Source organism: Pelorhabdus rhamnosifermentans, assembly GCF_018835585.1.
GTDB classification, from domain to species: domain Bacteria; phylum Bacillota; class Negativicutes; order UMGS1260; family UMGS1260; genus Pelorhabdus; species Pelorhabdus rhamnosifermentans.
In genome coordinates, this window is sequence record NZ_JAHGVE010000004.1 from 1 (window position 1) to 24,877 (window position 24,877).

At 38.6% G+C, this 24,877-nt stretch carries 29 protein-coding genes and 1 other annotated feature; of the genes, 20 read left to right on the forward strand and 9 right to left on the reverse strand.

Translation table 11 applies throughout. The annotated features are described in order from the left end of the window. The 6 genes from Ga0466249_RS06075 to gvpK all read right to left on the reverse strand — a co-directional run. Nucleotides 1-288, reverse strand: a 288-nt coding sequence (locus Ga0466249_RS06075; RefSeq protein WP_246588516.1) for a DUF6143 family protein, incomplete at its 3' end; no start/stop codon positions are given. 295 nt (nucleotides 289-583) lie between these two features. After that, the gene (locus Ga0466249_RS06080; protein WP_215828565.1) at nucleotides 584-1,138 is read right to left on the reverse strand and encodes a hypothetical protein; all 555 of its coding nucleotides are present in this window, start codon (nucleotides 1,136-1,138) and stop codon (nucleotides 584-586) included. 216 nt (nucleotides 1,139-1,354) lie between these two features. After that, nucleotides 1,355-2,230 carry a DNRLRE domain-containing protein gene (locus Ga0466249_RS06085; protein WP_215828566.1) on the reverse strand — a complete coding sequence of 292 codons (876 nt, stop codon included), beginning with the start codon at nucleotides 2,228-2,230 and terminating at the stop codon, nucleotides 1,355-1,357. 172 nt (nucleotides 2,231-2,402) lie between these two features. Then, nucleotides 2,403-2,681 carry a gas vesicle protein gene (locus tag Ga0466249_RS06090; protein ID WP_215828567.1) on the reverse strand — a complete coding sequence of 93 codons (279 nt, stop codon included), beginning with the start codon at nucleotides 2,679-2,681 and terminating at the stop codon, nucleotides 2,403-2,405. 45 nt (nucleotides 2,682-2,726) lie between these two features. After that, nucleotides 2,727-3,557 carry a GvpL/GvpF family gas vesicle protein gene (locus Ga0466249_RS06095; RefSeq protein WP_215828568.1) on the reverse strand — a complete coding sequence of 277 codons (831 nt, stop codon included), beginning with the start codon at nucleotides 3,555-3,557 and terminating at the stop codon, nucleotides 2,727-2,729. A 10-nt stretch (nucleotides 3,558-3,567) separates the two neighbouring features. After that, a complete protein-coding gene (gene gvpK, locus Ga0466249_RS06100; RefSeq protein WP_215828569.1) occupies nucleotides 3,568-3,858 on the reverse strand; it encodes a gas vesicle protein GvpK in 291 nt (96 codons plus the stop codon). 213 nt (nucleotides 3,859-4,071) lie between these two features. On the opposite strand from gvpK, the gene Ga0466249_RS06105 reads away from it, so the two are divergent. Next, nucleotides 4,072-4,491: a hypothetical protein gene (locus Ga0466249_RS06105; protein WP_215828570.1), complete on the forward strand. Its 420-nt coding sequence runs from the start codon at nucleotides 4,072-4,074 to the stop codon at nucleotides 4,489-4,491. Between the two features lie 52 nt (nucleotides 4,492-4,543). Further along, a complete protein-coding gene (gvpA, locus tag Ga0466249_RS06110) occupies nucleotides 4,544-4,804 on the forward strand; it encodes a gas vesicle structural protein GvpA (protein ID WP_215828571.1) in 261 nt (86 codons plus the stop codon). A gap of 82 nt (nucleotides 4,805-4,886) precedes the next feature. On the opposite strand, the gene Ga0466249_RS06115 is transcribed toward gvpA, so the two are convergent. Beyond that, nucleotides 4,887-5,267, reverse strand: coding sequence for an MFS transporter (locus tag Ga0466249_RS06115; protein WP_215828572.1), 381 nt, complete (start codon nucleotides 5,265-5,267; stop codon nucleotides 4,887-4,889). Between the two features lie 20 nt (nucleotides 5,268-5,287). Then, nucleotides 5,288-5,514 (reverse strand) — a binding site (T-box leader). A gap of 192 nt (nucleotides 5,515-5,706) precedes the next feature. Between Ga0466249_RS06115 and Ga0466249_RS06120 the strand changes: the two genes are divergently transcribed. Beyond that, nucleotides 5,707-6,324, forward strand: coding sequence for a GntR family transcriptional regulator (locus Ga0466249_RS06120; RefSeq protein WP_215828573.1), 618 nt, complete (start codon nucleotides 5,707-5,709; stop codon nucleotides 6,322-6,324). Nucleotides 6,325-6,363: 39 nt separating this feature from the next. Here Ga0466249_RS06120 and dapB read toward each other — a convergent pair whose 3' ends face one another. Then, nucleotides 6,364-7,182 carry a 4-hydroxy-tetrahydrodipicolinate reductase gene (gene dapB / locus Ga0466249_RS06125; protein WP_215828574.1) on the reverse strand — a complete coding sequence of 273 codons (819 nt, stop codon included), beginning with the start codon at nucleotides 7,180-7,182 and terminating at the stop codon, nucleotides 6,364-6,366. A gap of 253 nt (nucleotides 7,183-7,435) precedes the next feature. Here dapB and Ga0466249_RS06130 point away from each other — a divergent pair, with 253 nt between their 5' ends. The 5 genes from Ga0466249_RS06130 to spoIIR all read left to right on the forward strand — a co-directional run bounded on the left by Ga0466249_RS06130 (nucleotide 7,436) and on the right by spoIIR (nucleotide 11,097). After that, a complete protein-coding gene (locus Ga0466249_RS06130; protein WP_215828575.1) occupies nucleotides 7,436-8,341 on the forward strand; it encodes a sigma-E processing peptidase SpoIIGA in 906 nt (301 codons plus the stop codon). Beyond that, nucleotides 8,332-9,069 (forward strand): RNA polymerase sporulation sigma factor SigE, encoded by a 738-nt coding sequence (sigE, locus tag Ga0466249_RS06135; protein WP_215828576.1) that lies wholly within the window; start codon nucleotides 8,332-8,334, stop codon nucleotides 9,067-9,069. The genes Ga0466249_RS06130 and sigE overlap by 10 nt, the downstream gene beginning before the upstream one ends. Nucleotides 9,070-9,165: 96 nt before the next feature. Beyond that, the gene (locus Ga0466249_RS06140) at nucleotides 9,166-9,351 is read left to right on the forward strand and encodes a hypothetical protein (RefSeq protein ID WP_215828577.1); all 186 of its coding nucleotides are present in this window, start codon (nucleotides 9,166-9,168) and stop codon (nucleotides 9,349-9,351) included. A 342-nt stretch (nucleotides 9,352-9,693) separates the two neighbouring features. After that, complete coding sequence (gene sigG, locus Ga0466249_RS06145; RefSeq protein ID WP_215828578.1) at nucleotides 9,694-10,467, forward strand: RNA polymerase sporulation sigma factor SigG; 774 nt, start codon at nucleotides 9,694-9,696, stop codon at nucleotides 10,465-10,467. 27 nt (nucleotides 10,468-10,494) lie between these two features. Then, entirely contained in the window at nucleotides 10,495-11,097 is a 603-nt protein-coding gene (gene spoIIR / locus Ga0466249_RS06150) for a stage II sporulation protein R (protein WP_215828579.1), read from the forward strand. A gap of 28 nt (nucleotides 11,098-11,125) precedes the next feature. Here spoIIR and Ga0466249_RS06155 read toward each other — a convergent pair whose 3' ends face one another. Beyond that, complete coding sequence (locus Ga0466249_RS06155; protein WP_215828580.1) at nucleotides 11,126-12,022, reverse strand: DMT family transporter; 897 nt, start codon at nucleotides 12,020-12,022, stop codon at nucleotides 11,126-11,128. A 147-nt stretch (nucleotides 12,023-12,169) separates the two neighbouring features. Here Ga0466249_RS06155 and Ga0466249_RS06160 point away from each other — a divergent pair, with 147 nt between their 5' ends. From Ga0466249_RS06160 to Ga0466249_RS06210, 12 genes are all read left to right on the forward strand, one after another. After that, entirely contained in the window at nucleotides 12,170-13,057 is an 888-nt protein-coding gene (locus Ga0466249_RS06160; RefSeq protein ID WP_215828581.1) for a LysR family transcriptional regulator, read from the forward strand. 17 nt (nucleotides 13,058-13,074) lie between these two features. Beyond that, complete coding sequence (locus Ga0466249_RS06165) at nucleotides 13,075-14,919, forward strand: sigma 54-interacting transcriptional regulator (protein ID WP_215828582.1); 1,845 nt, start codon at nucleotides 13,075-13,077, stop codon at nucleotides 14,917-14,919. A 303-nt stretch (nucleotides 14,920-15,222) separates the two neighbouring features. Further along, entirely contained in the window at nucleotides 15,223-16,281 is a 1,059-nt protein-coding gene (locus Ga0466249_RS06170) for an NAD(P)-dependent alcohol dehydrogenase (RefSeq protein ID WP_215828769.1), read from the forward strand. A gap of 796 nt (nucleotides 16,282-17,077) precedes the next feature. After that, on the forward strand, nucleotides 17,078-17,362 hold the full coding sequence (gene flgM, locus Ga0466249_RS06175; RefSeq protein WP_246588534.1) for a flagellar biosynthesis anti-sigma factor FlgM: 285 nt from the start codon (nucleotides 17,078-17,080) through the stop codon (nucleotides 17,360-17,362). A gap of 586 nt (nucleotides 17,363-17,948) precedes the next feature. Continuing rightward, on the forward strand, nucleotides 17,949-18,212 hold the full coding sequence (locus Ga0466249_RS06180) for a YlmC/YmxH family sporulation protein (protein ID WP_215828770.1): 264 nt from the start codon (nucleotides 17,949-17,951) through the stop codon (nucleotides 18,210-18,212). A gap of 416 nt (nucleotides 18,213-18,628) precedes the next feature. Then, nucleotides 18,629-19,615, forward strand: a complete 987-nt coding sequence (locus Ga0466249_RS06185) for a M23 family metallopeptidase (protein WP_312889722.1) — start codon at nucleotides 18,629-18,631, stop codon at nucleotides 19,613-19,615. Nucleotides 19,616-19,633: 18 nt separating this feature from the next. Then, nucleotides 19,634-20,077, forward strand: coding sequence for a bactofilin family protein (locus Ga0466249_RS06190; RefSeq protein WP_215828584.1), 444 nt, complete (start codon nucleotides 19,634-19,636; stop codon nucleotides 20,075-20,077). A gap of 242 nt (nucleotides 20,078-20,319) precedes the next feature. Next, nucleotides 20,320-21,558, forward strand: coding sequence for an HAD-IIA family hydrolase (locus Ga0466249_RS06195; protein ID WP_215828585.1), 1,239 nt, complete (start codon nucleotides 20,320-20,322; stop codon nucleotides 21,556-21,558). A 594-nt stretch (nucleotides 21,559-22,152) separates the two neighbouring features. Then, complete coding sequence (locus Ga0466249_RS06200; protein WP_281422586.1) at nucleotides 22,153-22,680, forward strand: pyridoxal-phosphate dependent enzyme; 528 nt, start codon at nucleotides 22,153-22,155, stop codon at nucleotides 22,678-22,680. Continuing rightward, a complete protein-coding gene (locus tag Ga0466249_RS27075) occupies nucleotides 22,641-22,898 on the forward strand; it encodes a pyridoxal-phosphate dependent enzyme (protein ID WP_312889723.1) in 258 nt (85 codons plus the stop codon). Before Ga0466249_RS06200 ends, Ga0466249_RS27075 begins: the two co-directional genes overlap by 40 nt. Nucleotides 22,899-23,152: 254 nt before the next feature. After that, nucleotides 23,153-24,415 (forward strand): sn-glycerol-1-phosphate dehydrogenase, encoded by a 1,263-nt coding sequence (locus Ga0466249_RS06205; RefSeq protein ID WP_215828586.1) that lies wholly within the window; start codon nucleotides 23,153-23,155, stop codon nucleotides 24,413-24,415. 100 nt (nucleotides 24,416-24,515) lie between these two features. Beyond that, nucleotides 24,516-24,755, forward strand: a complete 240-nt coding sequence (locus Ga0466249_RS06210) for a class II aldolase/adducin family protein (protein WP_246588517.1) — start codon at nucleotides 24,516-24,518, stop codon at nucleotides 24,753-24,755. Nucleotides 24,756-24,877 lie beyond the last annotated feature (122 nt).

The following is a 24,877-nucleotide window of genomic DNA, read 5'->3' on the forward strand; positions in this document are numbered from 1 at the left end:
CCGGTTCATAAATAATGTCATATTAGACGGCGTTACCAGATTGGAAGCAGTTTCTGTCCCTGGCATTTGGGAATTAATCCAAATTTCGGCCAAAAAATCCGTTCCAGATATGTTAGTAATAGTGAATACATTTACAAATAATTTTACTTGAGAGTCGATTGGGTTTAATAATTCACCCCATGCATTTCTGCCGTTGCCAAAACTTAAGACGTCAGTCTGTCCCATAAAATATCTACCTTGAATAGATTCGCACAGCGAGTTAGGGATACTAACCACCCTTTTTGCCATCAACCTTCCCCCTTATAGCATCTTTAATAATCTTTTCCATCTTCTTAAGTGAAAATTAAGAGCGCCTAAGTCATTGGAATCTTTTACCGCACATTAAAGCGCAAGCTTGTTCAGGATGCAGATTACAATGATCCCGAACAAGCTCGCATGGAAAACGCATACACTTTGCTTTAGGATGGCTAAGCCAGAAGAGCTTGAATCAAAAAATTCTCAAATGCCTTAACTTTATATCCATTCTATAGGTTCCTTTTATAGTGCGACAGCCCTTTGTTTCAGGAATGATGGGCATGGATTTTTAGGCTTTATCAGACTCGGTTCTGCAAGGTTCTATTTCTTCGATGGTCAGAGATACAAGTCCGACGGCGGCTGTTGTAGTTCCGGCCACAGCGGCAGCAGTACTTAGCGGTGCTTGCAAAGTGATATTGGTCGCACGCAGTTCAAATGTGGAACATGAATTTCCAACACAAGAACAAAGCGAGTCGGTACCCAAAATTTGCATTGCAGCAATCTCGTAAGTTGAGACGGCAGTAGCGAAGGTGCCGATGCCGATCAGGGCACCTGTTTGGCCTGCTGTTTGGGTTACGATTTCAATGGGAGTACCATCTCTTAATATTTGAAATTGTACCTGAGCAAATCCAGGCGCGGTAAGCACAATCGGGGTGGCAAGCGGCGTAAAAGTGGCGCCCCAGTTGATTACGGCCCGTACCAGATAGGCGGCATGGTGTACAGGTATGGCAAGGGTGGCTAATGACACCGTACTAGCAGCTGGCAAATTGATAGGGAAGGGCGGAGATATGATAGTATTGGCTTGATAATTAAATACTCTTTCAATACCTTTTAAAATAGGCATGAAAATCCTCCTTTTTGATATAAAATATTTAGAGAAAACTCTATTACATTGTATGCTGTATAATGGCAATGATGAATATTATTCAAGGTTATTCTTTAGCCAAAGTGATGTGTAGATGTGATTTCATATAAGTACTATATATTGTATAATGTAGTATGTGTCGAGTTTTGATCATAGATAATAAAAGTTTTATCGGAGCTTATATTAGTATCAAATTTAGGTTATTCCTTGAATGTAAATTATAAGTTGTGTTTCTTGGCCGAAGCTTGGTGTCTGATAAGATAAACGGGCATATTGCGCTATGACATCAGGAACAAATGTTACTTGTTCCCCAGGGTTAATTATATGTGTGGCGGATTGTATTTCCCAATGAGTGTTATCAGCACTGACCTCAAGATAGGCTTCTGCTGGGGTGGTGGAGCCGACATTGACAACCAGATAAGAATAATTATAAATGAGGATGTCTTGACCTGCGGTATGTTGGATACTATTATTTGCAGTAACAGGATAGCTCTTGTTAATGGTACTTGGCAAAGTAGTAACAGTGTTAAAGCCACAATCAGGATGATCAATTTGGAGATAGGGCCATTTTGAAGAATTAGGATATTTTTTGCTGCGGATAAGGATAAAATTTGGTTGAGCTTCATTCTGCATTTTTAATAGTATGCCAAAATTAGCAGCTGCACCACTCAGCCAATCTTGAACTAAACTCGTGATATCAGCAGATATGAGGCCTAGAAAATTACTGGAGATTGAAATAGTCGCTATTGGAGTATTGGTAATCAGAGGTTGGTTATTCCAATCTATTTTTTCTGGATTCCATGGCGATAGTATTTGGTGAATTTCCAATAGACTGTTTGTGAAATGATTTTCATTTCTAGAAACGTATAAACCTAATAGACCTTGTGAAATAATTGAGCAACTATGTGGGCATGGGAGACGGAACTGTAGTAATGTTCTATGGACATTCCTACATTTTCCGATGGGGAGGACTTGCTCGGGATCCTGACACTCATCTGAACGGTAGTAATAAGAGTGTTTTTGTGTAATATATACGTTGTATTCAGGTGGTTTAATTATTTCTAGAGGCATAGAATCACCTTCTTTTTTTTGATTTTGCAAGTGCATTATATATTATGAACTAGGAATGATTAAAGGTGATAACAAATGTTACCATATGCTGAATATTTAAGAGCGCATTTCCATGCCCTGGAAATGCGCTCTCACCATACTCATCTTCTTGGTAAATCAGTTTTAACCTATCTTATATTGTTTTTAATACCTGATCTGCTGTCTTGGTTAGGCTTGGCAACTCACCTTTCCGCCGCCTGCTTTCTTCACACCGGATTTCTTTATCCCATTGAGTAAACAAGCCGTATTTAGTCATAGTTTCTACGCCCGCTACCACCGCACTTAGACTGACACCCAAGAGCGGCACACCCGCCACAGTAATCAGAAGGTCGGCATTTAGCACTAGACCTTTATCTAAAACACAATCCAGCAAGTCATTGAGAGTTACCTTTTGTTCGCGCGTAGGTTGCATCTTGCCCTCCTGACTGCTCCGACAAATTTTAGACGCTGCAATATATCACATGAAACTGTAAGGTGGCCATGGACCACTGAAACTTACTGTAACGCCAGAATAATGAATTTGCTCCAAAACTTCGCCCAATTTTTCACATTCATTTATTTCTGCCAAACATGACAAATTTAGCAACATCAGTTGGTCTTTTTCCGGCGGCTTAACCTTTTCAACCCGGTATTCTGCAATGGTTTGAATGATACTTGCATAGATATCTTGAAATAATTTATCTGCATGATCGGCCAGTTTTTGTTTTAGCAAGGTTTGAAGCTTTCCCTTCATTAAAAAAGCTTTGCCCTTGGCGCTACCATTCACTTCCTCCTGCAGTGCCTTTAGTTCAAAGTCGGTATTCATAAGTTCATTTGCCGCTATGCAGCAGTTCAAAAGTACTTTCACAATATATTCTTTTTTACCGCGGACGACTCCAAGTTTGTTTTTTAACCGGTTGTAATTTGTTTCTATCCAATGAATTAGACTGTCTGCCGCCGCTTCGCCCGGATTGCCTTTAACAATGGTATTAAAGGCAAAAGGCAAAACATTAGCATAACTGCTCATTGCTGTTTCGATTACTTTCTCATGGCACAATACCCAGTCGATCACCTTTTTTTCATCGTCGGAATTGTACGGTTCCGATTTACAATTATGTGTTAACACAGCAACATCGCGGTATTGTATCGCATAAACATGCGCTTTATCAATACCCAGCATGACCGGTTCTATCAAGCTATCGCCAGTCTCGATCACACAATAAAGATACCGCCCTTCAGGTAAAGCGACAGTAACTCCTTCCAAACTGCCGGAATCATCGGTCAAGGAATAATTCTTGTCGTGAGGCATGATCTTTCACTCACTCCTTTGGGTTAAATATGTCAACCACCTCGTTTATTATGTCATCAAGACCCGTACGGATCTGCTCAACTGCAGACTGTAGGTTTTGCTCAACCTTAATTTTCGTCACGGTTTGCTCCAGGTCCATAAGAGCATTGCCGAGCCGCTCGATTTCCTCATCATCTAAATCGCCTCCCTCGATTCGTCGCAGGGCCTGCGTTTTAAGCGCGTCTTGAATAATTTCAACTAGGGCCATCACTAACCCCAGAACACCGGCCTGTAAATTTCCTTCTTCAATATCAATATGCATACTTACTCCTTTTACATTTCATCTAATTATAAAAACGCCTCCAATTGTATAAGCCTCTCTTTGCTAACATGATATGACGGATTAACAATTTTATTCCTAAATTCCACGTTTTTTTCGATTATATATGGAGACATAAATAATCACCATTTCTTATTAAATTTCATAAAATACAAAGTAATATTCTTATATTAAAATTAGGAGATGTGTGCATATATGTTTGAAAATAAACAAAAACCCACTTTAAAGGGAAGTATTGATTCATGTAATTCTTTTAACTGTTACACTGAACCAGAATCTTGTAAATCACCTATTCATACTCTGCCTAGAACATGCAATTCATGCTTCTTAGAATTACCGCCAATAATCATTGTTCAACCGTGTGATACTCAACCAAGAATATATTGGTACGCTACAGATAAAATAGATAGTTTTATCTGGGTAGTCAACAAAGGGTGCTGTATTATGAAAGTTCTGATTGCAGAAGCCGGATGCAAACCACCTTTAACTGATACTATTCTTCCTGGCCAGGCAAAACTATTTTCTAGTAACTGTTTTAAAAAATTTGCAATTGAATGTTGTGAATGTAGGCCAGTTAAGTGTCTTGGCATGGCAAAAATTATTGTAAAGAATTAAACCTGCCAATAAGCCTATTAGCTATCTTAAGATATCGAAGGAGATGAAAAAAATGGCTGTTAGAACAGCAATGGCATCCTCCAGCCTGGTTGAAGTCGTTGACCGCATCCTGGATAAAGGGATCGTGGTAGATATCTGGGCCCGTGTTTCACTCGTTGGAATTGAACTATTAGCTATTGAGGCGCGGGTAGTAATTGCTTCCGTAGAAACCTTCCTCAAATATGCTGAAGCAATCGGTCTTACCGTAGATGTTGCCTCCCATCACCAGCATGATGAATGCTCCCAGTACCAACATGATGAATGTGCTTTTTAAAACGACGATCTCCAGCCGAGCGTCATAACGAGAAGCACAGTAAATGCTGAGCCAAGCATGGGGCCGACAAAAGCACCGCCGCTCATAAATGAGGAAGCTTTTGCTTTCTCATTGTTATCAGGGGGCCTTCACCAACGCCGACAAGTGTCCGAACAACAGCGAAGGCTAAAAAGCTGTGACACATTCCTGTAAAAAAAGTGAAGACCGACATGCATAATGCAGCCATTGCTACGGTGATCCGATGTTTAAACATTTCAGCAAGCATACCGCCTGGAATTTGCATTAAGGCATAACTGCTAAAAAATAAAGTTTGTAAAAGTCCTACATCAACCTTACTAAAAGAAAATTCTTTCATGAGGGCAGGGGTAGCTGCTGATAAAATAACGCGATCCATATAGGCGGTAAAACTAATAATAAACATGACTAACGCTAGTATCCATCTAAAACGTGAAGCTTTCATCATATACACCATCTCTCAGTAAAAAATTGTGCAATAAAAACGCGGTACCACCCTACATTAGGCTCATAGCTCAACCTCAATTAATAATGCGGTTGATGCCCTTAACGAGGGTATTCGCTTTTGCCTAAATGAGCATTTTCAGCAAAAGAATTCCTGGGCGAGTTTCACAAAAACAGTTGCACCGATTTTCACCAACCATCGGCTCTCTAAAGCGAAGTTATTTTTGCTTTATCCCAATCATCATCTGTATCAAATAGAAATTTTATTAAACAACATCATTATACACCTGCAGTATTAGTGTAACAGTGTTTACACTGTGCCATTAAATGAGCCGATTGTCAAGATTTTTCATTTTAAATTGCAATAGTGCTGTTGATTCTTTCTTCATTTTCGTCTAAGATTAAAAGAGTTCAATGATCAGTTATGAATTTGGAGGAAAATAATGTCTTCTGTTTTTCCGATGTATCATTCCATAGCACTTGATATTGCCCAACGCATTGTCAATAATGAATTTCCCGTTGGCTCAAGAATTTCGGGACGCACCTTATTAGCCAGTAACTATAATGTGTCATCTGAGACCATTCGCAAAGCCATTGCTTTGTTGAAGGATGCCAATATTGTTTCTGTGTCGCAAGGGAAAGAAGTTGTTGTACTATCTGTTAGTGAAGCCTATCCTTTTATTACGCGCCACAAAAGTATGCAATCCGTCTATTCTTTGCAGCAGGAAATAGAAGTATTATTGACGCAGAAACAGGGAATTGATAAACGACTGCAAGAAATATTTAATGAAGTGATTGGATATTCAGACCAGTTGAAAAGTTTGAATCCCTATAATCCGGTGGAGATCAAGGTTCCTGCGCGTTCCCCTGTTATAGGAAAAACGATTGCCGATATTAAACTATGGCAAAATACGCATGCAACGATTGTTGCCATTCGCCATGATAGTGAGATCAATATTTCTCCCGGTCCTTCAGCAATTATTCGGTCCGATGATTGGATTATTCTTGTGGGTAAGGGGGATATATTACAAAAGGTAACTGCCTTTATCGAAAAAAAATAAACAAACACATGATTTTCCATGTGTTTGTTTATTTTTTTCTTAGGCTAAGCTTAAAGTTCGTCTATTTTCATCGGCTAGACGCATTACTAAAGTATTTCTTCTTTTTTCCTTTTCTTGTTTAAAAACATCATCCATTTCGTAGAATCCAGTTTTTTCAGCTATAAATTTAGCTGCTTGATAAGCACCTTTGGCAAAAGCATTTTTTGAATAAGATTGATGGGATATTTCGATTCGATCGAATTCACCGCACAGTAACACTTTATGTTTGCTTAAACTTTCACCGGCGCGAACAGCATGAATAGGAATTTCTTCGTGGGTGATCAGATTTTGCTGTAATTTTTCCGCAAGTTTCTTGGCAGTTCCGGAAGGACTGTCTTTTTTTTGTTTGTGGTGTTCTTCATAGATTTCAATATCATAGCCGTCCATCAATTCTGCTGCAATTTCGGCCAAATGCATGAGCACATTGACACCATAGGTAATATTAGGCGCTACAACAATACCGATATTTCCCATGCGGGCAGTATTTTTTATTTTTTCCAGTTCAACGGCTTCATAGGTTGTGACGGCTGTGATAATATTGATGCCAATGGCTTCAAAAACATGAATATAATCCATTAAAAAGCCAGGATATGAAAAATCAATTAGTACATCCGGTCGGTTTTGAAGTAATTTTTGTTCTAAATGATCGCTTGTTTCGACGCGTATTCCTGTATCTCTTATATTTAATATTTCACCAATATCTTTATTTGCGTTTACACTATTGGGACCGCATAGCACCATGCTGAGCGCGTTTTGCTCAAGTAGATATTTAGCCACGATTTTTCCTGTCCGGCCTAACCCTACCAATGCAATTTTCAATGGCTTCGCCCTCCCTTATATTTACTAACAACTTTATTGTACCATGAAGGTTGTTAGACGGTCAATCCTCCTTTTATTCTATCGTCAGTCATGCAAAACATAGCAGGTTTTTGAGTTTTTTGTTTAAACATTCCTTCTACGGACTTACAAAATTTTGAAATTCATCTGGTTATAATAGGAATAAGTTCATAAGTCCTTCAATAGATTGTCATGTAGAACAGTTTTTACTAGCAAGTAAATGAGGCGGGCCTTAATGGTTGTGTATTATGATGAATTGTTCGTCATTAATTTTATATTGAATAGTGTGATTTTGTATCTGACTGCTTGGTCTATCCATGTGCCTATTTCTAAGCTGCGTATGTTTAGCGGGGCAGGGATTGGCAGTGTCTATGCACTCGGTGAGCTACTGCCTAGTGGCGTTTTATTTTATACTCCTTTAAGTAAGCTACTTTTTATGACTATGCTTATTGCTGGTGTTTTCGGACGCCAGTCTCTTAAACGGTTTGGATTGTTAGTTGTTTTATTTTTTGTGAATTCTTTTATACTAGGGGGAGCAGTGATGGGGTGGTTTTATTTTTTTCAGTCGTTCCCATTGCAATTACATTCGCCTCCCATTGTTATTACAGTTTATCATTTAGTAGGGGGAGTGGTTGTGGGGATGGGATTACTCGGTATTTGGTCGAGAAGCTTTACGAAAACATTTTCGCGAAAAAATATTTCTTATCAACTTAAAATATGCTATGAGGGACGGGTTCTAGAACTTACAAGTTTACTTGATACAGGAAATCGATTATACAGCCCCCTGGGGCATAAACCCGTCATTATTGTAGATATTGAGGCTCTAGCAGGGCTATTATCAAATAAGGTTATGCAATATTTGATAATGAATCACAACAAATTGCCAGAAACGATACAGAATATTCCGGATAGTAGCTTGATGGCTCGTTTGGAAATCATTCCTTATCAAGGGGTGGGGGTGAAAAATTTATTTGTTGGTTTTCGTCCCGATTGGGTAGAAATACAGTCGGTTCGTAGTCAGGTCATCATTGCTTTATCACCTGTTCATTTGTCACCGGAACACGCTTATCAAGCGCTGATTCATCCTGATATTGTGCCTGTAGACAATCATCATGAAAGGGAGGCCCATGTATGCGCATAACAGGAGCGATTATTAAACTCTATCTAAAATTAAAAATAACGGCCCTTATGTTGAAACTGGGGCTACGTAAAGCCGATGAAATTTATTATGTTGGCAGTACTGAAGTTCTGCCGCCGCCTCTTTCGAGTGACGAGGAAGTTTTCTTAATGTCGCGTTTGCAAGAAGGTGATGGGGCGGTAAAAAGTGTTTTTATTGAGCGGAATTTACGATTAGTTGTCTATATTGCCCGCAAATTTGAGAATACAGGTGTAGGTATTGAAGATTTAGTAAGTATTGGAACTATTGGGCTCATCAAAGCCGTTAATACGTTTGATCCAGTCAAACGCATTAAACTAGCGACTTATGCATCACGCTGCATTGAAAATGAAATTTTAATGTATTTGCGCCGTAATTCTAAAACACGGGCGGAAGTATCTTTTGATGAACCCTTAAATATCGATTGGGATGGTAATGAATTGTTACTATCTGATGTTCTTGGCACAGAAAATGAAATTATTTATAAATCTGTGGAAGAAGAAGTTGATAAAACATTACTTTATACTGCCATGGAACGTTTATCTGGCCGGGAAAGAAAGATTATGGAGCTTCGTTTCGGACTGATTGATGATGGAATGGAAAAAACGCAGAAAGAGGTAGCTGAAATGCTTGGAATATCTCAATCCTATATTTCAAGATTAGAAAAGCGCATTATTTTAAAGATGAAAAAATATTTCAAGCAATTAGAGTAAATTTTTACAATGAGTTAGAAAATATAAAGGAAAATTGAAATTAGTATAGAATTGTTATCTTATAATAAATATTAAATAAGAAGGAAGGTGTAGATTATGCCTAGTGCTTTAACGATTTGGATAAGCGGAGATATGAGTGAGCAAATAAATGATTATAATGGTGAATATTTCTTGATAACCATAAGCGATATGAAGCGAATATCGCTCGGGCATACCCTAGATGCTGTTAAAGAAAAATTAAAAGAGCTTGGCAGATACGATATCGTTGAACAGTTGCATTAAGGGCCCTTGGGCTCTCTTTTTTAGTGCCGCAATGTCAAAGCTGCTGTTAAATACGAGTTGGAGGTTCCAGTTTGATTGCCGGACGAAAGATGTTCCAGAAGTTTTTTGAAGAAGACGTGAAAATTACGCTCATCATGATAAAAAGATAATAAAAAATAATTTGAGTCTTTAAGGGACCGTACTTAGCATACAGGCTAGGTATGGTCCCTTTTGATGTTCGCAACATTTGTTTTACTATTCTTGTTTCATTTGGACGAATGGATTGAATAAAAGAAACAGGGAGTGGTGATAATGATGATAGTTAACAAGATACAATAAAGGAATTTTAAGGGAGGCTATCGAGTGATTATCAATAAAGTTGAAATATGTGGTGTCAATACAGCAAAACTCCCAGTACTTTCCGCAAGCAAGATGCGTGATATGTTTGTGCGGCTGCAATCAGGCGAGCTGCCGTTGCGCAATGAACTAATACATGGTAATTTACGGCTTGTACTTAGTGTTATTCAACGATTTAATAACCGTGGTGAATATGTGGATGATTTATTCCAAGTGGGTTGTATCGGACTTATGAAAGCCATTGATAACTTTGATTTATCGCAGAATGTCAAATTTTCAACCTACGCTGTGCCCATGATTATAGGCGAAATTCGTCGTTATCTTCGCGATAATAATCCCATTCGAGTGAGTCGTTCCATGCGTGATGTGGCTTATAAAGCATTGCAAATTAGAGATGCCCTTGTTACCAAATACGCTCGTGAGCCTTCAATCAATGAAATTGCAGCAGAGCTTGAGATTCCCCGTGAAGAAATCATTTTTGCTCTTGATGCGATTCAAGAACCTATCTCGCTATTTGAACCCATTTATCATGATGGCGGCGACCCTATTTATGTTATGGACCAAATTAGTGATGATAAGCATGCTGATGTAAGCTGGTTAGAAAGCGTAGCTATTAAAGAAGCATTGCGTAAATTAAGTGATAGAGAAAAACATATTTTAACACTGCGCTTTTTTGAAGGAAAGACACAGATGGAAGTGGCCGATGAAATCGGTATTTCACAGGCGCAAGTGTCAAGACTAGAAAAAGCGGCTTTGGGCCATATGCGTAAATATGTGTAGAAGTCGCTAAATTGTAAGGAGAGGGAAATGAGAAAAGTTAAGTATGTAAGTGTAGTAAGTATGATCATGATGATTTTTTTAGGCTGGATTTTGTTTACGGTGCGACAGGTGCCATTAACGACAACGACAATGAGTCCTGAGGATGTGATGCGGCTTCATGTGTTAGCCAATAGTGACACGGATGTCGATCAACAAATAAAATATAAAGTTCGCGATGCCATTGTGGCTTATCTTACGCCTCGCTTGGAGAATATTACGAGTCAAGTTGAGGCAAGAGAGGTCATTGTGAATAGCCAGGTACAACTGATTCAATTGGCTAATGATGTGCTTGAAAAAGAGCATGTTTCTTATAAGGCCCACTTTGAAATAGGTCAATTTGATTTCCCCATCCGTTCGTATGGTACGCTATTGTTTCCGGCTGGCCGTTATGAGGCTGTGAGAATACTTTTAGGTCAAGGGGCGGGTCAAAACTGGTGGTGCGTGCTATTCCCGCCGCTGTGTTTTATTGACGGGACTCACACTGACGCGGTGAATGTCGCGAGTTTGCCAGATGAGTCGGCTTCCAGTCAGATGGAAGCCAATCAGATACAATTTAAAAGCAAGCTTGCTGAAATCATCGAAAGCTGGTAAATCATTGCGAACGGTCGTCTTGATAAATTTATAGGGTCAAGTCTTTTGATTTTCTTACTTTTAATGCAGGTAATTGCAAGAAAATGATGCCGCTAATAATGAATAATCCCCCGTTAATTTGTGAATAGGTGATTGTCTCTCCGAGCAGAGCGATGGATAGTAACATAGTAATGAGCGGTTCTAAGGTGCAAAGAATAGCTGCGTTTGCGGGGCCAATTAAATTCAACCCGGAGAAAAAACATAATATGCCAATTACGGTGGGGAAGATGGTAATACCTAAGATAGCCAGCCACCCCTGTGTAGGCAGATGCCAAATGAAACTATGATCTAGTAGTCCATATAAAAATGCGACAATACCTGTAGAGGCGCAAATATAAGTGCTAGCAGTCAAGGGATTAACTCTTTTCAGAATCCGATTGCTGATCACGATATAAACAGAATAGATTACAGCGGCGCCTAGTACAGATAATATTCCTATAAGCGGTGCATCGGCAGATGATACGCCTAACACTAAAGATAATCCAGCTAAACAGATAAATAATGCTATCATTTTCCCTGTGCTGAACTGTTCATCTCCTACCCAAAAAGACAGCAGAGTTACCATAGCTGGATAGGTATAGAGTAGCATTCCTGTTAGTGAGGCCGTAAGATAATGCAAACTGTTGGCAAATAATATTGACATGCCACCATAGCCTATAGCACCCAGCATACACAACTGAACCATCAGTTTAAAATCTATGAAAGGTGAAATATGTCGCAATTTCAGAACAAGCAAAAGAAAAAGAGCGGCTAAAAGAAAACGGACACTAATAATGGTAGTAATATTGGCTCCTGCTGCAAAAGCATATTTAGTAAAAATTGATAAAGTAGCTGAGCCAGTGGCGGAAATCATAATAAATAAAAAACCTTTTAACTGATTATTCATAAGTATTTCTCCCATATCTTTTTACTACAAGCTGCTTTAAGCGGCTTTTTTTTATTGATTATCTATAGTATAAGTATATAATTTGTATTATAAAAGCGAATGTTTATAATAGATTTGTTGAAAAAATTTCATGTAAGAGGGATGATCATGACTCTTTTTAAATATGAAGTATTCCATGAAGTTGTAGAAGCAGGCAGTTTGACGAAAGCAGCAGAAGTGCTCAAAGTAACACAATCAGCCATTAGTCATGCTATTTCCAGCTTGGAAAATGAATTTGGGTTTTCATTATTAACACGAAATCGTTCCGGTATTTATTTAACAAGCAATGGTGAACACATATTGAAACATGTGCGTGAAATATTGCAGCAGGAAGAAAAATTGCGGCAGGAAGTGGCTGCTATTCATAGTCTGGAAATAGGAACAGTGAGAATTGGAACATTTACGAGTGTGTCGACCCAGTGGATGCCCGGCATATTAAGAAAGTTTCAAGCCGATCATCCTGACATAGAAATTAAATTATTCGAAGGTGACTATGATAAAATTGATCAATGGTTAGCAAGTGGTGCAGTTGATTTTGGGTTTATGTCTTTACCGACTGCTAAGTCATTTGAGGTAATTCCATTGAAATTAGATGGGTTGCTGTGTATTTTACCGAATAATCATGAGCTTTGTCAGGCTGAGGTGATTTCTTTTGAGCAAATCAAAACGGAATCATTTATTATGCCGAAATGGGGGGAGCATGGTGATATTAGCAAAATTTTCGTAGAAAATCAGATCGTTCCTCGTATCAAGTACGAAGTGCTGGAAGATCAAGCGATTATTGCCATGGTACAAAATGGACTTGGAATCAGCATTCTTCCTGAAATGGTTTTGCTGCATAACCTACAACAGGTGTGCACTATTCCATTGGAAAAAACCTATCATCGTACCATTGGTATTGCAGCGGCTTCGCTAACAGGCATGTCTCCTGCTGCTCAAACTTTTATTGCTTGTGTGAAAGCCTGGTTAGCAGGTCAACAGTTACTTGATTTTTAGACTGGGAGGATTTTATTGTGAGTCATCAATGTTTGTATTCGACATATTCAGCAGATCAATTAGCCAAAACTCTTCATGCCGGTTTATGGAGCATGACTATTTTTAAGGATTATCCGATAGATTCTGATCATGAAGCTATCTGGACAGATGATTTTCGGAGCATACTTGGTTTTCATGATGAAACGGAATTTCCTAATATGCTTGTGAGCTGGACAGCAAGAATGCATCCTGATGACCGTAAGCGCATAGTAGAAACGTTTACTTCTTATGTATTAGATGATTCAGAACAGAATTCTTTTGATTTGGAATATCAACTGTGTATGAAAAATGGCGAATATCGATGGTTTCGTACTGTTGGGACAATGATACGACAGGAACAAGAACTGCCTTTGCAATTTCTTGGAACCTTATTTGATATTCATGAAAGAAAAATTAAGGAACAGCAAGCCGAATTTTTTTTAACACGATTTGATTTAATTAGTCAGGCATTGACTGAAGGTCCCTGGGACATGGAGGTTGTTTTTGCTGATCCTATTAATGAACAGAATAAATTTTGGTGGTCTCCACAATTTCGGCATGTTTTAGGGTTTAAAGATGAACATGACTTTCCCAATATCTTTAGTAGTTGGAGTAATATCATTCATCCAGATGACAAAGAAACTACGCTGCAAGCTTTTCTGGAGCATTTGAATGATTATTCTGGTAAGACACCTTATTCAATTGATTATCGTCTTCGCAAGCAAAACGGTGAGTACCATTGGTTTCATGCAACAGGTGCAACGGTTCGTGATGAGCAGGGCAAGCCATTGCGGGTGGCTGGAACGATCAGAGATATTGACTATGAAAAACGGCAATTAGAAGAATCCCAAGAGAGGTTGAATCGATATTGTGAGATCTTTCACACAGAACGGACTTTCGTAAGTCCTCAAATGAAAAGCATGGTAAAAAATATTGAAAAATACTCCAAAGTGGATGCGCCTATTTTAATTACTGGCGAATCAGGAGTAGGTAAAGAAGTTGTGGCTGATCTCATTCATCAGTTAAGTGACCGCAAGGCATATCCTTTTTTAAAAATTAATTGTGGAGCCATTCCTGATGCTTTATTAGAATCTGAGTTGTTCGGGTATGAAGAGGGCGCTTTTAGTGGTGCCAAGCGCGGGGGAAAGATGGGCTTTTTTGAATTGGCGAATCACGGTACGGTACTTTTGGATGAAATAGGAGATCTTCCTTTTCAACTGCAGGTAAAAATACTCCGCTTTGTTCAGAAGCGAGATTTTTATCGTCTAGGTGGTAAGAATTTAATTCGCGTGGATTGTCGAATAATTGCTGCTACGAATCGCAACTTGGAAACGATGGTGTTGAATAAAGAATTTCGTGCGGACTTATTTTATCGGTTGCAGGTTTTAGCAATACATATTCCGGCGCTTCGGGAACGACCTGGCGATATTATTCCTTTAACGCAGCATTTCCTGCAAGTATTTAATGATAAATATCATATGCATAAAACGCTTTCAGAGGACAGTTATCGTATTTTTACCCAATACTTATGGAAAGGCAATGTTCGCGAATTGGAGAATTTAATGGAACGGTTAATGATTACTACTGACACAAATCTGATTACAGCGGAGTGCCTACCGGAAGTAATGAAGCAGACGCTGGCAGTAAATTCGGCTCAAGGTTACCGGGGCATATTGAATTATAAAGAAGCAAAAGAACAATTTGAACGGCAATATTTTCAACAGGCGATTGCAATGTATGGCTCGACACGAAAGGTAGCAGAAAAAATTCAGTTGGATCATTCGACTATTGTGAAAAAAGCTGCTAAATATGATATTCCGTTGTTGCATTGGGAAAGACGCTAAGGCAAGTATTTGTATAAAGGTGAATATTTTCACCAACGGTGAATAAAAATAATGTCAATTAAGCTTATATATAGGTTGAAATCGGTGATTTTTATCACCGATTTTTGTTTTATGGCGAAAATGTGTAAGAGATAAATGAATAGCAGATTGTCATAATAATTGGAGTAAGCCCTTGATTTCATTCATATTTATTCTATATGAAAAAGCTAATTTATAAATTGGCACGATTTTTGCAAAGTAAATAAACAGTACGTTGTTTGTGAAAAAATGAACAATCAAATAATGAAAGAGAGGTTTTTTATGATGAAAGGTTTGGCAATGTTACGTATTAATGAAGTAGGATGGATTAATAAGGAAAAACCGGTAATAAATTCATATGATGCGCTTGTTCGTCCCCTTGCTGTTTCACCATGTACGTCTGATATTCATACCGTTTTTGAAGGAGCTCTTGGTGATCGGCACGATATGATTTTAGGGCATGAAGCAGTAGGTGAAATCGTTGAAGTGGGTAGTGACGTAAAGGAGTTCAAGCCGGGTGATAAAGTGGTAGTTCCTGCAATTACTCCGGATTGGCGTTCTTTAGAAGTTCAGGCTGGATTTCATCAACATTCGAATGGATTATTAGCAGGCTGGAAATTTTCCAATTTTAAAGATGGCGTATTTGGTGAATATTTTCATGTCAATGATGCGGATATGAATTTGGCTCATTTGCCAGATGAAATACCGTTAGAAAGTGCTGTCATGATCACCGACATGATGACGACCGGATTCCATGGTGCTGAATTGGCGGATATTCAACTCGGATCAAGTGTTGTTGTTATTGGTATTGGTGCCGTTGGGTTAATGGCAATCGCCGGATCTAAACTCCGTGGCGCAGGGAGAATAGTTGGTGTAGGCAGCAGACCTGTCTGTGTCGATGCGGCCAAAGTCTATGGAGCTACTGATATTGTTAATTATAGAAATGGTGATATTGTTAAGCAAATTATGGATTTAACTCAGGGAAAAGGAGTGGATCGCGTCATTATGGCAGGTGGTGGTACGGAAACGCTTGGACAAGCCATTCATTTAGTTAAGCCTGGCGGAATTGTTTCTAATGTTAATTATCACGGCACTGGAGATTTTCTGGAAGTTCCTCGTTTAGCATGGGGGTGTGGAATGGCACACAAACAAATTAGAGGAGGCTTGTGCCCAGGAGGGCGTCTTCGGATGGAAATGTTAATTGATCTTGTAAAATATCGTCGCGTTGACTTAAAGCCTTTAGTTACTCATGTGTTTAATGGATATAACAATATTGAAAAGGCATTATTGCTTATGAAGGATAAACCGAAAGATTTGATTAAACCCGTTGTCTTGATTGACTGATCTTAATTTTAATAAAAAATCTGTTGATAGCTCAAACATCGGTTCTGTGAATGAGGTTGTACGTAAGCACCCACAAGTAAAGCCATTCTTCGCGATTAGCTAGTATCGCCATGAAAAATCGTTTAAGGTGGCTAGCGATACAATTCAAATAATTAACGACAAAGCATCTACTCTGGCCACAAAGGGGGGTAGGTGCTTTATTTTATAGTATAGGTCTTAAAGGGAATTCCTGGTTATGGAGAAAGACCAGGGGGGAATGACTATTGTCGGCATTACTATGAGGAAATAATACAAGAAATGGTGAAATTCTTCACCATATTAAAGTAGCTTAGACGATTTTCGGGAGCCATAAAAATAGATGAAGCGTTTACTAGAATCCCTATCTCGGTTATGCCGGGGTAGGTTTTTTTATTGTCATATTTTTGGCACATTTACATGTTATAGTTTAAGCAGTGCTATGCCGGATGTAAATGCTCCGCCGCCAGTACTAATGCTTACCGATATTAGATCGCACTGGTTGACGACAAGATTTGCGGATACAGATACACAAAAGTAGCTAATTACCATAATCTCCATTCTCCGGCATATGTTGGGGGATTTTGTTGGCACAACGAAAAATCATTACCTCTCTAAACAGATAGGGAATCTCCTCTCTATTTAGAGAGTACCAAAGTATGTTAAAACTTGCTACGATATAAGTACAATATCAATATGCCAAGGCTATGTATTTTGATGTTGCTATTGTTCAGTTAGCCTGATTTCTAAGTGAAAAAGGAGGGCGCATAAGGTGGATAAAATGATTATCTTAGCAAGTTTAAATCAGCAGGCAATGAAGGCTTACAGTGGTATAAACAAAACACTCAAAGCAGCAAAAACAAATACTCAGGAAGTGGACGAGGTTGTGCTTCCGCTTACTGCGCAAAAATTTAGTCGTATGCTGTGCGACTTGAAGGCGCTTTCTGATGTAAGGCGGGATCGGGTACAGTCTATTAGCGATCGCGTTGCACGAGGCACATATCATGTTGATGCCACTACCATTGCCGATAAAATGTTATCAAACACTCTTAATAAAAATGAGTAATTGAATATAAGTAAGTATTATAGGCTTCCGGTAATTTGTGACGCCTGCCTTTAGCTATTTATATAGTATGAACAAAATTTGATTGGTGGTGTTAGTAATGGGCGGTGATGGTACACCCGATATTGATCCATTAAGTGAAGAAAAATTATCAGTGGAATTAGCAAAAATAATTCATGAATGGTTAGAGATGGATGAATCAACGGAAGAAAAATAGTGAAATGTTATAAAAGTCTGTTCCTCCGCCAACACTGTAGGGGACTATTAAAGTAATCGGTTTATTTGGATATTTCTCTACCTTAGGTGTAATAATCGTCTCGCTTTGCATGTTTGTACATCCTTATGGATTAAAGAATAATTACCACAATCCAGTCCTTTTATTATATAAAAGCTATCTCTGCAGTTTTGGGTCACAACAAAATTAGCACCACTTTAGATATATATGGGCACTTGATGCCAGGTGACACCGATACTATTGTGCAAGGAGTGGCGTCTTATTATGAACATTAATGATAATAAAAAAATATAATTGGAACAGTATCGTCTTGTCCTTCATATACTGTAAGGGAGTTGGAAGGGGGCGGTCATTATTCTTAAAACATCAGATCTAAAATTAAAAGAAATCATTAATGTTCTTGATGGAAAGCGTTTAGGTACTATTACGGATATTGAAATTGATGTTGAAAGTGGACGACTTACAGCTATTATAGTGCCAGGTGCCGGACGATTTTTAGGTATGTTTGGACGCAGTGAAGATATCGTGATTCCATGGGAAAAAATTAATAAGATTGGTTTGGATGTGATACTTGTAGAAGCCGCAGGTATTACAGACTACAAGCGTATTGAACAGTGAAAAGAACTCTAACCTCAGCAAGTCTCGGGTTAGAGTTCTTTTCACTGTTGTGCGCCCGGCATATTTAATTGATATAATAAACGTGAAGATTTCTGCGCTTTTATGGATATTTTCGCTTGATGTTCATAGAAGTAACATCTCCTATTTGGTGCTTTAGGTCGGGTAGGGGATGTTTGTTGAAGTTACAGTAGAACGATTGAATGCAAGAAATTTTGCTTCTATCCTGTTTTGGCTGGGGTGTAAAAAAATACAAAAATCTTAAAAACCTTTTCTTTTGTATAAAAATCGTGTTAAAATTTGATTATATGACATAGTTTAACATTTTATGTCTTGATTTCATGTTAAAGATCTTTTACGTGAAATCCTGGGAAAAGAATAATTTGGAAGCGGAATATTGCTAGAGAAAGGAGAAGACAGTGTTTTTAGTTAAATGTATTCGCTATTATTGCCAAGAAAAATGGCATCGTTTTAGAAAAAAGACAAGTTCTAAACAACTGGCCAAACAGGAAGCGCTACGGGAGTATACTCTAATGCTTGTACCGCATAAAGGTCACAAAGTCATTCGCTTGCGGCTACCAGTCAAATTGGTTAAGGGCACAGGAATTGTTTTGTGTATGCTGTTGGTTATTGTCGGTGGGACAATAATTAATTATAGAAACGCAGCCAGTGATGCAAGTGTAGATAAACAAGAACTGGAGAAACTGCGACAAATCAACCAAGCACAAACCAGCCAAATTGAAGAATTAGCTAAGACAACATCTGTGTTGCAAGAAGACATGAACAGACTGAATAAGCTGGATACCGATATTCGTCAATTGGTAAACAGTGAACAATTGCCAACTTCCCGCGGAGTTAGCGGGCGTTCGGGGTATGGTGGACAAGGCGGACCAGTGGTAAAACCTACATTATTACAGCTCCAAACATTGGTGGGGGAGTTACAGTCGGATGTTCAAGTTAGAGAGGAAAATCTCATATCCCTTAAGGATATGTTAGTTGCACGCAATGCCCGCCTTGCGGCTACTCCAGCTATTTGGCCTGTCACTGGTGAAGTTACTTCGCGCTTTGGTTGGAGAAGTTCACCGTGGGGTGATGGAGGCGGTGATTGGCATCCAGGCATAGATATTGCTGGTGATTACGGAACACCGATTGTTGCCACCGCCGATGGTGTTGTTGATTATAGTGGTTGGTACGGTGGTTACGGCAATTTGGTAAAAATTAGCCATGGAAATGGCATTGAAACGATGTATGGTCATTGCTCTCAAATAGCGGCACATGTAGGTCAGCAGGTTAGAAAAGGTGAAGTGATTGCCTATATGGGAAGTACAGGAAACAGCACAGGAACACATTGTCATTATGAAGTCAGGCTGAATGGAACTGCGGTTAATCCGGAAAGCTTTTTGTAACCATGAAGGAGGAACATAATGTTTGGTAAAAAGGGATCAGTAATTTCTGGTTTTAGTGATGAGACAATGGAAACGGTGATCGGTAAAGATACTAAAATTACCGGCAATATCGAAGCCACTGGCACTATACGGATTGATGGACAAGTAGAAGGAGAAATAATGACGAAAGGTGACGTCATTATCGGCGAAACCGGAGTTGTAAGAGCAAAAGTTAAAGCCCATGGAGCTACCATTGCCGGAAATATATACGGCAATATTGAGATCACGGAGAAGTTTGAAATATCGCCGACTGGGAAAATGTATGGAGATATAAAGACCGGTACCTTAAGTATTGGAGAAGGAGCCATATTTAAGGGCACTTGCGAGATGAATGATGACGAAAATGAAAGTAAGACGAATGAGAAACCGGTGATACTTGTAGAAGCCGCAGGTAATACAGACTACAAGCGCATTGAACAGTGAAAAGAAATCTTATCATCAGTTTGTTGCGGAAAGTGATATAATAGACCTACTAAGCTTGGAATAGGTAGCTAGGGTTCCGCCTGTATCATCAGGGGCAGTGACCAAGCGCTACATACCTGTCTGAATGGAAGATGGGGGCACCTATTGGCACAAAAGGCCTGAGGGGGATAGCTTGGCGTATTTTGTATGCGCTGAGATATCCCTTGTGGGCCTTTTTATTTTTGAAAGGGGCAATGATATATATGCTTGCAGAAGAATATGATGTGTTTTTAATTGATCTTGATGGAGTCATTTACATTGGAAATCGACTTTTACCAGGAAGTAAAGAAACAATAGAAAAACTGAGAAATTGCGGGAAAAAGGTTTATTTTTTGACCAATGATCCTCGATTTTTGCGTCAAGAATTATGTGAACGCTTATCATATCTCGGAATAAACGCTAGTCAAGAAGATTTTATTACATCTGGTTGGGCTACGGCGAATTATTTAGTTCAACATGCTATCCAGGAGGTCTATGTGATTGGTACAGAGAGCTTAAAAAAGGAAATTTTGAATCAAGGCATAAAAGTAGTGGAACAGGGTGATTGTCAGGGGGTGGTAGTTGGCTATTCTGAAAATGCTACCTTTTACGAAGTTCAACAGGCAGTAAGGTATATTGAAAAAGGTGCAAAATTTATTGCTACGAATGATGATAAATCGTTTCCTAGTGCAGACGGACGATGTGTGGCTACAGGTGCAATTGTTCAAGCTGTACAAGTGAGCTGTGAACAGCGTCCCATTATTATAGGTAAGCCTTATTCGCATATGTTCCATATGGCACTGAAGAATGTAGCGTGTAATAACCGGGTGGTGATGATTGGCGATAGCCCAGATACCGATATTTTAGGCGCACATCAATATGGAATTAATGCAATATTAATGGAAGAAAAGCAATTTTGTTATCCAGTAAAATGTGATTATCGTTATCCGAATGCTAAAATTAAAAATCTGATGGATTTGTTTAGCCCTAATCGTAGTTCATTGTGTGGGAACTCGCCGGATTTTCCCTGGCCGGACACCATCGAACCGGGGGTCGCAGCGGTGCTTTTCAACGAACAGGATCAGATTTTTTTGGTTAAACGCGTAGATAATGGGCTTTGGGGCTTGCCGTCAGGTCATGTGGAAATTGCTGAGACGGTTGCTGAAGCGATTAGTCGGGAATTATGTGAAGAAACAGGACTTATTGTAACTGCTGAAAAATTGGTGGGAGTATATTCAGATCCGGTTACACAAGTTTTTAGTTATCCATCAGGTAAAATTACCCATTTCATTACTTTGTGCTTTCTGTGTAGAATCAGGGGAGGAGAGTTGCAAGTGGATCGTAAAGAGATTAGTGAGGCTGCTTTTTTCGATATTGGGCAATTGCCTTCGAATATGATGGTTATGCATCCGCGATGGTTATCGGATGCTTTAGCCCATTTAGATTTGGCATTTATTAGATAGTTTATTCAGTAGTTGTATAGGGTAGACATTTGTAACTGCCAATATGATTTTGCCAGTCTTGAATTAATTAAACAAAAAATGGTCTGGATATAGCTTTATTGACTGGTTGGCTTTTTTGTTCAGTTTTAGGAAATACGCATGTTGGAGGTATAATTTGGTTTAGAGGTATATCGGTACTAGTTGTTGGAATTCTTGAACCAGTTGGAATAGCATTAAAAGCAAAGCTACATGATGAGGTGGAGTATGGACATTCAACTTTTCCAAACTTTTTTGACGGTTTTATTGTTTGAGCGTGTGGATGGTTCAGTCTTTTTTAGATCAGGGGATATTTGTTCAGCTTGTTAATACTAAACCAGATAAGTGCCCAATTTCCGTAGTGCTTCACAAAAACAAAAATATTACACCTCATATTAAGACGTTTCTAATGTCTGCTTTTGCATATATACAAAAGGACGAATTACTGAACAGTTTTATATAAGTATTTTCTATTGAGTTAATCAATTATTACAGTTATCTTTTTTGTGACAAATAGACTACTATGATGTAAGAGTGATTTGTTAAAAAATATGTTAACTAGGATGGTGTACTTTTGCCATGGTGAATAAATTAAAAGAATTAGGTATTAAAGAAGTTGTTGAAGATTCATCTGGTAATGCTGGAGCGGCATTTGCTGGGTATTGTGCTGCGGCAGGAATAAAGGGCAATATCTACTTACCAGAGAACACATCGCCAGGGAAAATTAAACAAGTTAATGCTTATAGAGCAAATGTAGTTAAGGTTCCAGGAATGCGTGAAGACACTGCAAAAGCAATATTAAAAGCAGCAGAAAACACCTATTATGCTTCACATGTCTACAATCCCTTGTTTTTTGAGGGAACTAAATCTCTTGCGTATGAAATTTATGAGCAAATTGATATTCCTGATTATATTGTTGTGCCTGCTGGTAATGGAACAATGTTATTAGGAGTTTATAGAGGCTTTAAGGAACTAGGAAAACTTCCTCGTATTATTGCTGTTCAAAGTAAAAATTGTGCACCTTTATTCAGCAAATTTAAAAATCGGCCAGTTGGTGGAAACAAACTGTGGCTGAAGGAATTGCGATTCAAGAACCAAAGAGAATAGACGAAATGATCGAGGCTATAAAAGAGAGCAATGGCGATGTGATTACTGTTGATGATGAAAATGTAATAGAAACTCAGAAAGTGCTTGGAGAAATGGGTATTTATATCGAGGTAACATCAGGGGCTGCTGTTGCTGGAATGCTGCAATATTTTAATGAAACATATGATGAAAAGCTTAAGATAGTTGTTCCTTTAACAGGTATGGGACTGAAAAAATAGTAAGTAGTAACGAATGCAAAAAAACATTATCTATGGTTGTTTCTTTTTATATAACATTTTGGTCAAGGCATTTGCCCAAATGTAAATAGAGTAGTACAAATGTATGTTTTTTCCTACGATGCGTGAATTAGCAAGGGGTTTAGAATTCTTTTTTTTTGCCTATTTGTTTGGCATGCGAATTGCTTATTGTATTTGTGTAAGAATTTCACGAGCTTTTTTTGAGATAGGTTAATAAAGAGATAAGGGGAGAAAAAATGAAAATTGATGTTAAAGAGTTTGGTAGAGAGTGCAGTTGTGGGCAAAAGCACACGATTTTTGTAAAAGATATTTTTATTGAAAAGAATGCAATTGAAAAATTACCAGCGTTGTTAGAAAGCGAAGGTTATAGTCAATACAAAAACCCGTTGGTAATTTGTGATGAAAATACATTTATTGCGGCAGGTGAGCGGGTTATTGCAATGCTTGGTTGTGGCTGTATCAAATTAACATCAGAAAATTTGCATGCGAATGAAATCGCTGTGGGCAAAGTAGAAAAACAATTGCTACAGGATATCGATCTTTTGATTGCGGTCGGTTCAGGCACGATACATGATATTACGCGTTATGTAGCTAATGAAATGAAAATCCCGTTTATTTCTATACCGACGGCAGCGAGTGTTGATGGCTTCGTATCAACGGTTGCTGCGATGACGTGGCATGGCTTCAAAAAAAGTTTTTCGTCGAGTTCTCCGATTTGCGTCGTTGCGGATAGTGAAATATTTTCCAAGGCGCCGTATCGTTTGACGGCATCGGGGATCTCTGACTTACTCGGCAAATATACGGCACTTGCCGATTGGAAAATATCGCATATCGTTACAGGTGAATATCTTTGCCAACATATATTTGATCTAACGAAGGATGCGGTCAATATGGTTGCTAATTCCTTAGATAATATTCATGCCGGTAAAGCAGAAGCTTGTGAAAAACTCATGTATGGTTTGTTGCTTTCGGGACTGGCCATGCAGATGATGGGGAATTCTCGCCCAGCGTCCGGTGCGGAGCATCATATGTCGCATCTGTGGGAAATGGAAATCCTCAATCCAATAATTGAAGCCTATCACGGCGAAAAGGTTTCTGTCGGTTTGCGGTTAGCAATTTATAAATATCAGCAGATGAAAGCAGATATTCGCGCTGGAAAAGTGCATATTATTGATAAATATAATGGTCTGGAAACGGAAGCTTTACAGCAATCTTTTGGGGCTAAGGGTATGTACGAAACGATTGTTAAAGAAAATGCACCAGATCCATTGGCAAGGGTTGATTTAAAGGTGCTGGCAGAAAAATTGCCAGAGGTATTAGCAGTGCTGGATGATTTGCCAAGTGTGAAAAAAATCGAAGGGATGCTTACCTCCGCTAAATGTGTAATGACAATGAAGGAAATTGGTTTGAACGAAGATTTAGTGGAAAGAACGTTACAATTGTCGCCATATATCCGCAATAGGCTGACATTTATGCGCTTAATAAAATTATTTGTCTGAATTTATGTGAGAAAGGATCTTCGGTTATGTTGGAAAAGTTAAAAGAGGAAGTTTTAGCAGCAAATTTGGAATTGCCGAAAAAGGGGCTCATCACGTATACTTGGGGCAATGTAAGCGGCTCCAAGTATACTGTCCGGCGGTTATTTTTAACGATCACGGACCGTTTAGTTGGGGTAAAAGTGCAGCGGAGGCAGTTCATAATGCGGTCATCTTGGAAGAGATTTCTAAAATGGCATATTATACAGAATTAATGTCGCCAAACAATGTGATAGGTCCTAGTTTAATGAATAAACATTTTTTGCGAAAACACGGAAAAAACGCATATTATGGACAAAAATAATTTATAGTATGTGGTGGCATAGGTTTTTAATGATATACTATATAAATAAGAATTACGATAATTGAAAAATTTAGCATGGAATTGTTTAATAGATTTGAAAACGGATATAGAGATAAGCCGCT

What these genes read in the sequence shown, in the direction of transcription:
- Ga0466249_RS06080 (WP_215828565.1), bottom strand. Translation starts at nt 1,138, where the DNA reads ATGCCTATTTTAAAAGGTATTGAAAGAGTATTTAATTATCAAGCCAAT.
- Ga0466249_RS06085 (WP_215828566.1), bottom strand. Translation starts at nt 2,230, where the DNA reads ATGCCTCTAGAAATAATTAAACCACCTGAATACAACGTATATATTACA.
- Ga0466249_RS06090 (WP_215828567.1), bottom strand. Translation starts at nt 2,681, where the DNA reads ATGCAACCTACGCGCGAACAAAAGGTAACTCTCAATGACTTGCTGGAT.
- Ga0466249_RS06095 (WP_215828568.1), bottom strand. Translation starts at nt 3,557, where the DNA reads ATGCCTCACGACAAGAATTATTCCTTGACCGATGATTCCGGCAGTTTG.
- gvpK (WP_215828569.1), bottom strand. Translation starts at nt 3,858, where the DNA reads ATGCATATTGATATTGAAGAAGGAAATTTACAGGCCGGTGTTCTGGGG.
- Ga0466249_RS06105 (WP_215828570.1), top strand. Translation starts at nt 4,072, where the DNA reads ATGTTTGAAAATAAACAAAAACCCACTTTAAAGGGAAGTATTGATTCA.
- gvpA (WP_215828571.1), top strand. Translation starts at nt 4,544, where the DNA reads ATGGCTGTTAGAACAGCAATGGCATCCTCCAGCCTGGTTGAAGTCGTT.
- Ga0466249_RS06115 (WP_215828572.1), bottom strand. Translation starts at nt 5,267, where the DNA reads ATGATGAAAGCTTCACGTTTTAGATGGATACTAGCGTTAGTCATGTTT.
- Ga0466249_RS06120 (WP_215828573.1), top strand. Translation starts at nt 5,707, where the DNA reads ATGTCTTCTGTTTTTCCGATGTATCATTCCATAGCACTTGATATTGCC.
- Ga0466249_RS06130 (WP_215828575.1), top strand. Translation starts at nt 7,436, where the DNA reads ATGGTTGTGTATTATGATGAATTGTTCGTCATTAATTTTATATTGAAT.
- sigE (WP_215828576.1), top strand. Translation starts at nt 8,332, where the DNA reads ATGCGCATAACAGGAGCGATTATTAAACTCTATCTAAAATTAAAAATA.
- Ga0466249_RS06140 (WP_215828577.1), top strand. Translation starts at nt 9,166, where the DNA reads ATGCCTAGTGCTTTAACGATTTGGATAAGCGGAGATATGAGTGAGCAA.
- spoIIR (WP_215828579.1), top strand. Translation starts at nt 10,495, where the DNA reads ATGAGAAAAGTTAAGTATGTAAGTGTAGTAAGTATGATCATGATGATT.
- Ga0466249_RS06155 (WP_215828580.1), bottom strand. Translation starts at nt 12,022, where the DNA reads ATGAATAATCAGTTAAAAGGTTTTTTATTTATTATGATTTCCGCCACT.
- Ga0466249_RS06160 (WP_215828581.1), top strand. Translation starts at nt 12,170, where the DNA reads ATGACTCTTTTTAAATATGAAGTATTCCATGAAGTTGTAGAAGCAGGC.
- Ga0466249_RS06170 (WP_215828769.1), top strand. Translation starts at nt 15,223, where the DNA reads ATGAAAGGTTTGGCAATGTTACGTATTAATGAAGTAGGATGGATTAAT.
- flgM (WP_246588534.1), top strand. Translation starts at nt 17,078, where the DNA reads ATGATTATCTTAGCAAGTTTAAATCAGCAGGCAATGAAGGCTTACAGT.
- Ga0466249_RS06190 (WP_215828584.1), top strand. Translation starts at nt 19,634, where the DNA reads ATGTTTGGTAAAAAGGGATCAGTAATTTCTGGTTTTAGTGATGAGACA.
- Ga0466249_RS06195 (WP_215828585.1), top strand. Translation starts at nt 20,320, where the DNA reads ATGCTTGCAGAAGAATATGATGTGTTTTTAATTGATCTTGATGGAGTC.
- Ga0466249_RS06200 (WP_281422586.1), top strand. Translation starts at nt 22,153, where the DNA reads ATGGTGAATAAATTAAAAGAATTAGGTATTAAAGAAGTTGTTGAAGAT.
- Ga0466249_RS06205 (WP_215828586.1), top strand. Translation starts at nt 23,153, where the DNA reads ATGAAAATTGATGTTAAAGAGTTTGGTAGAGAGTGCAGTTGTGGGCAA.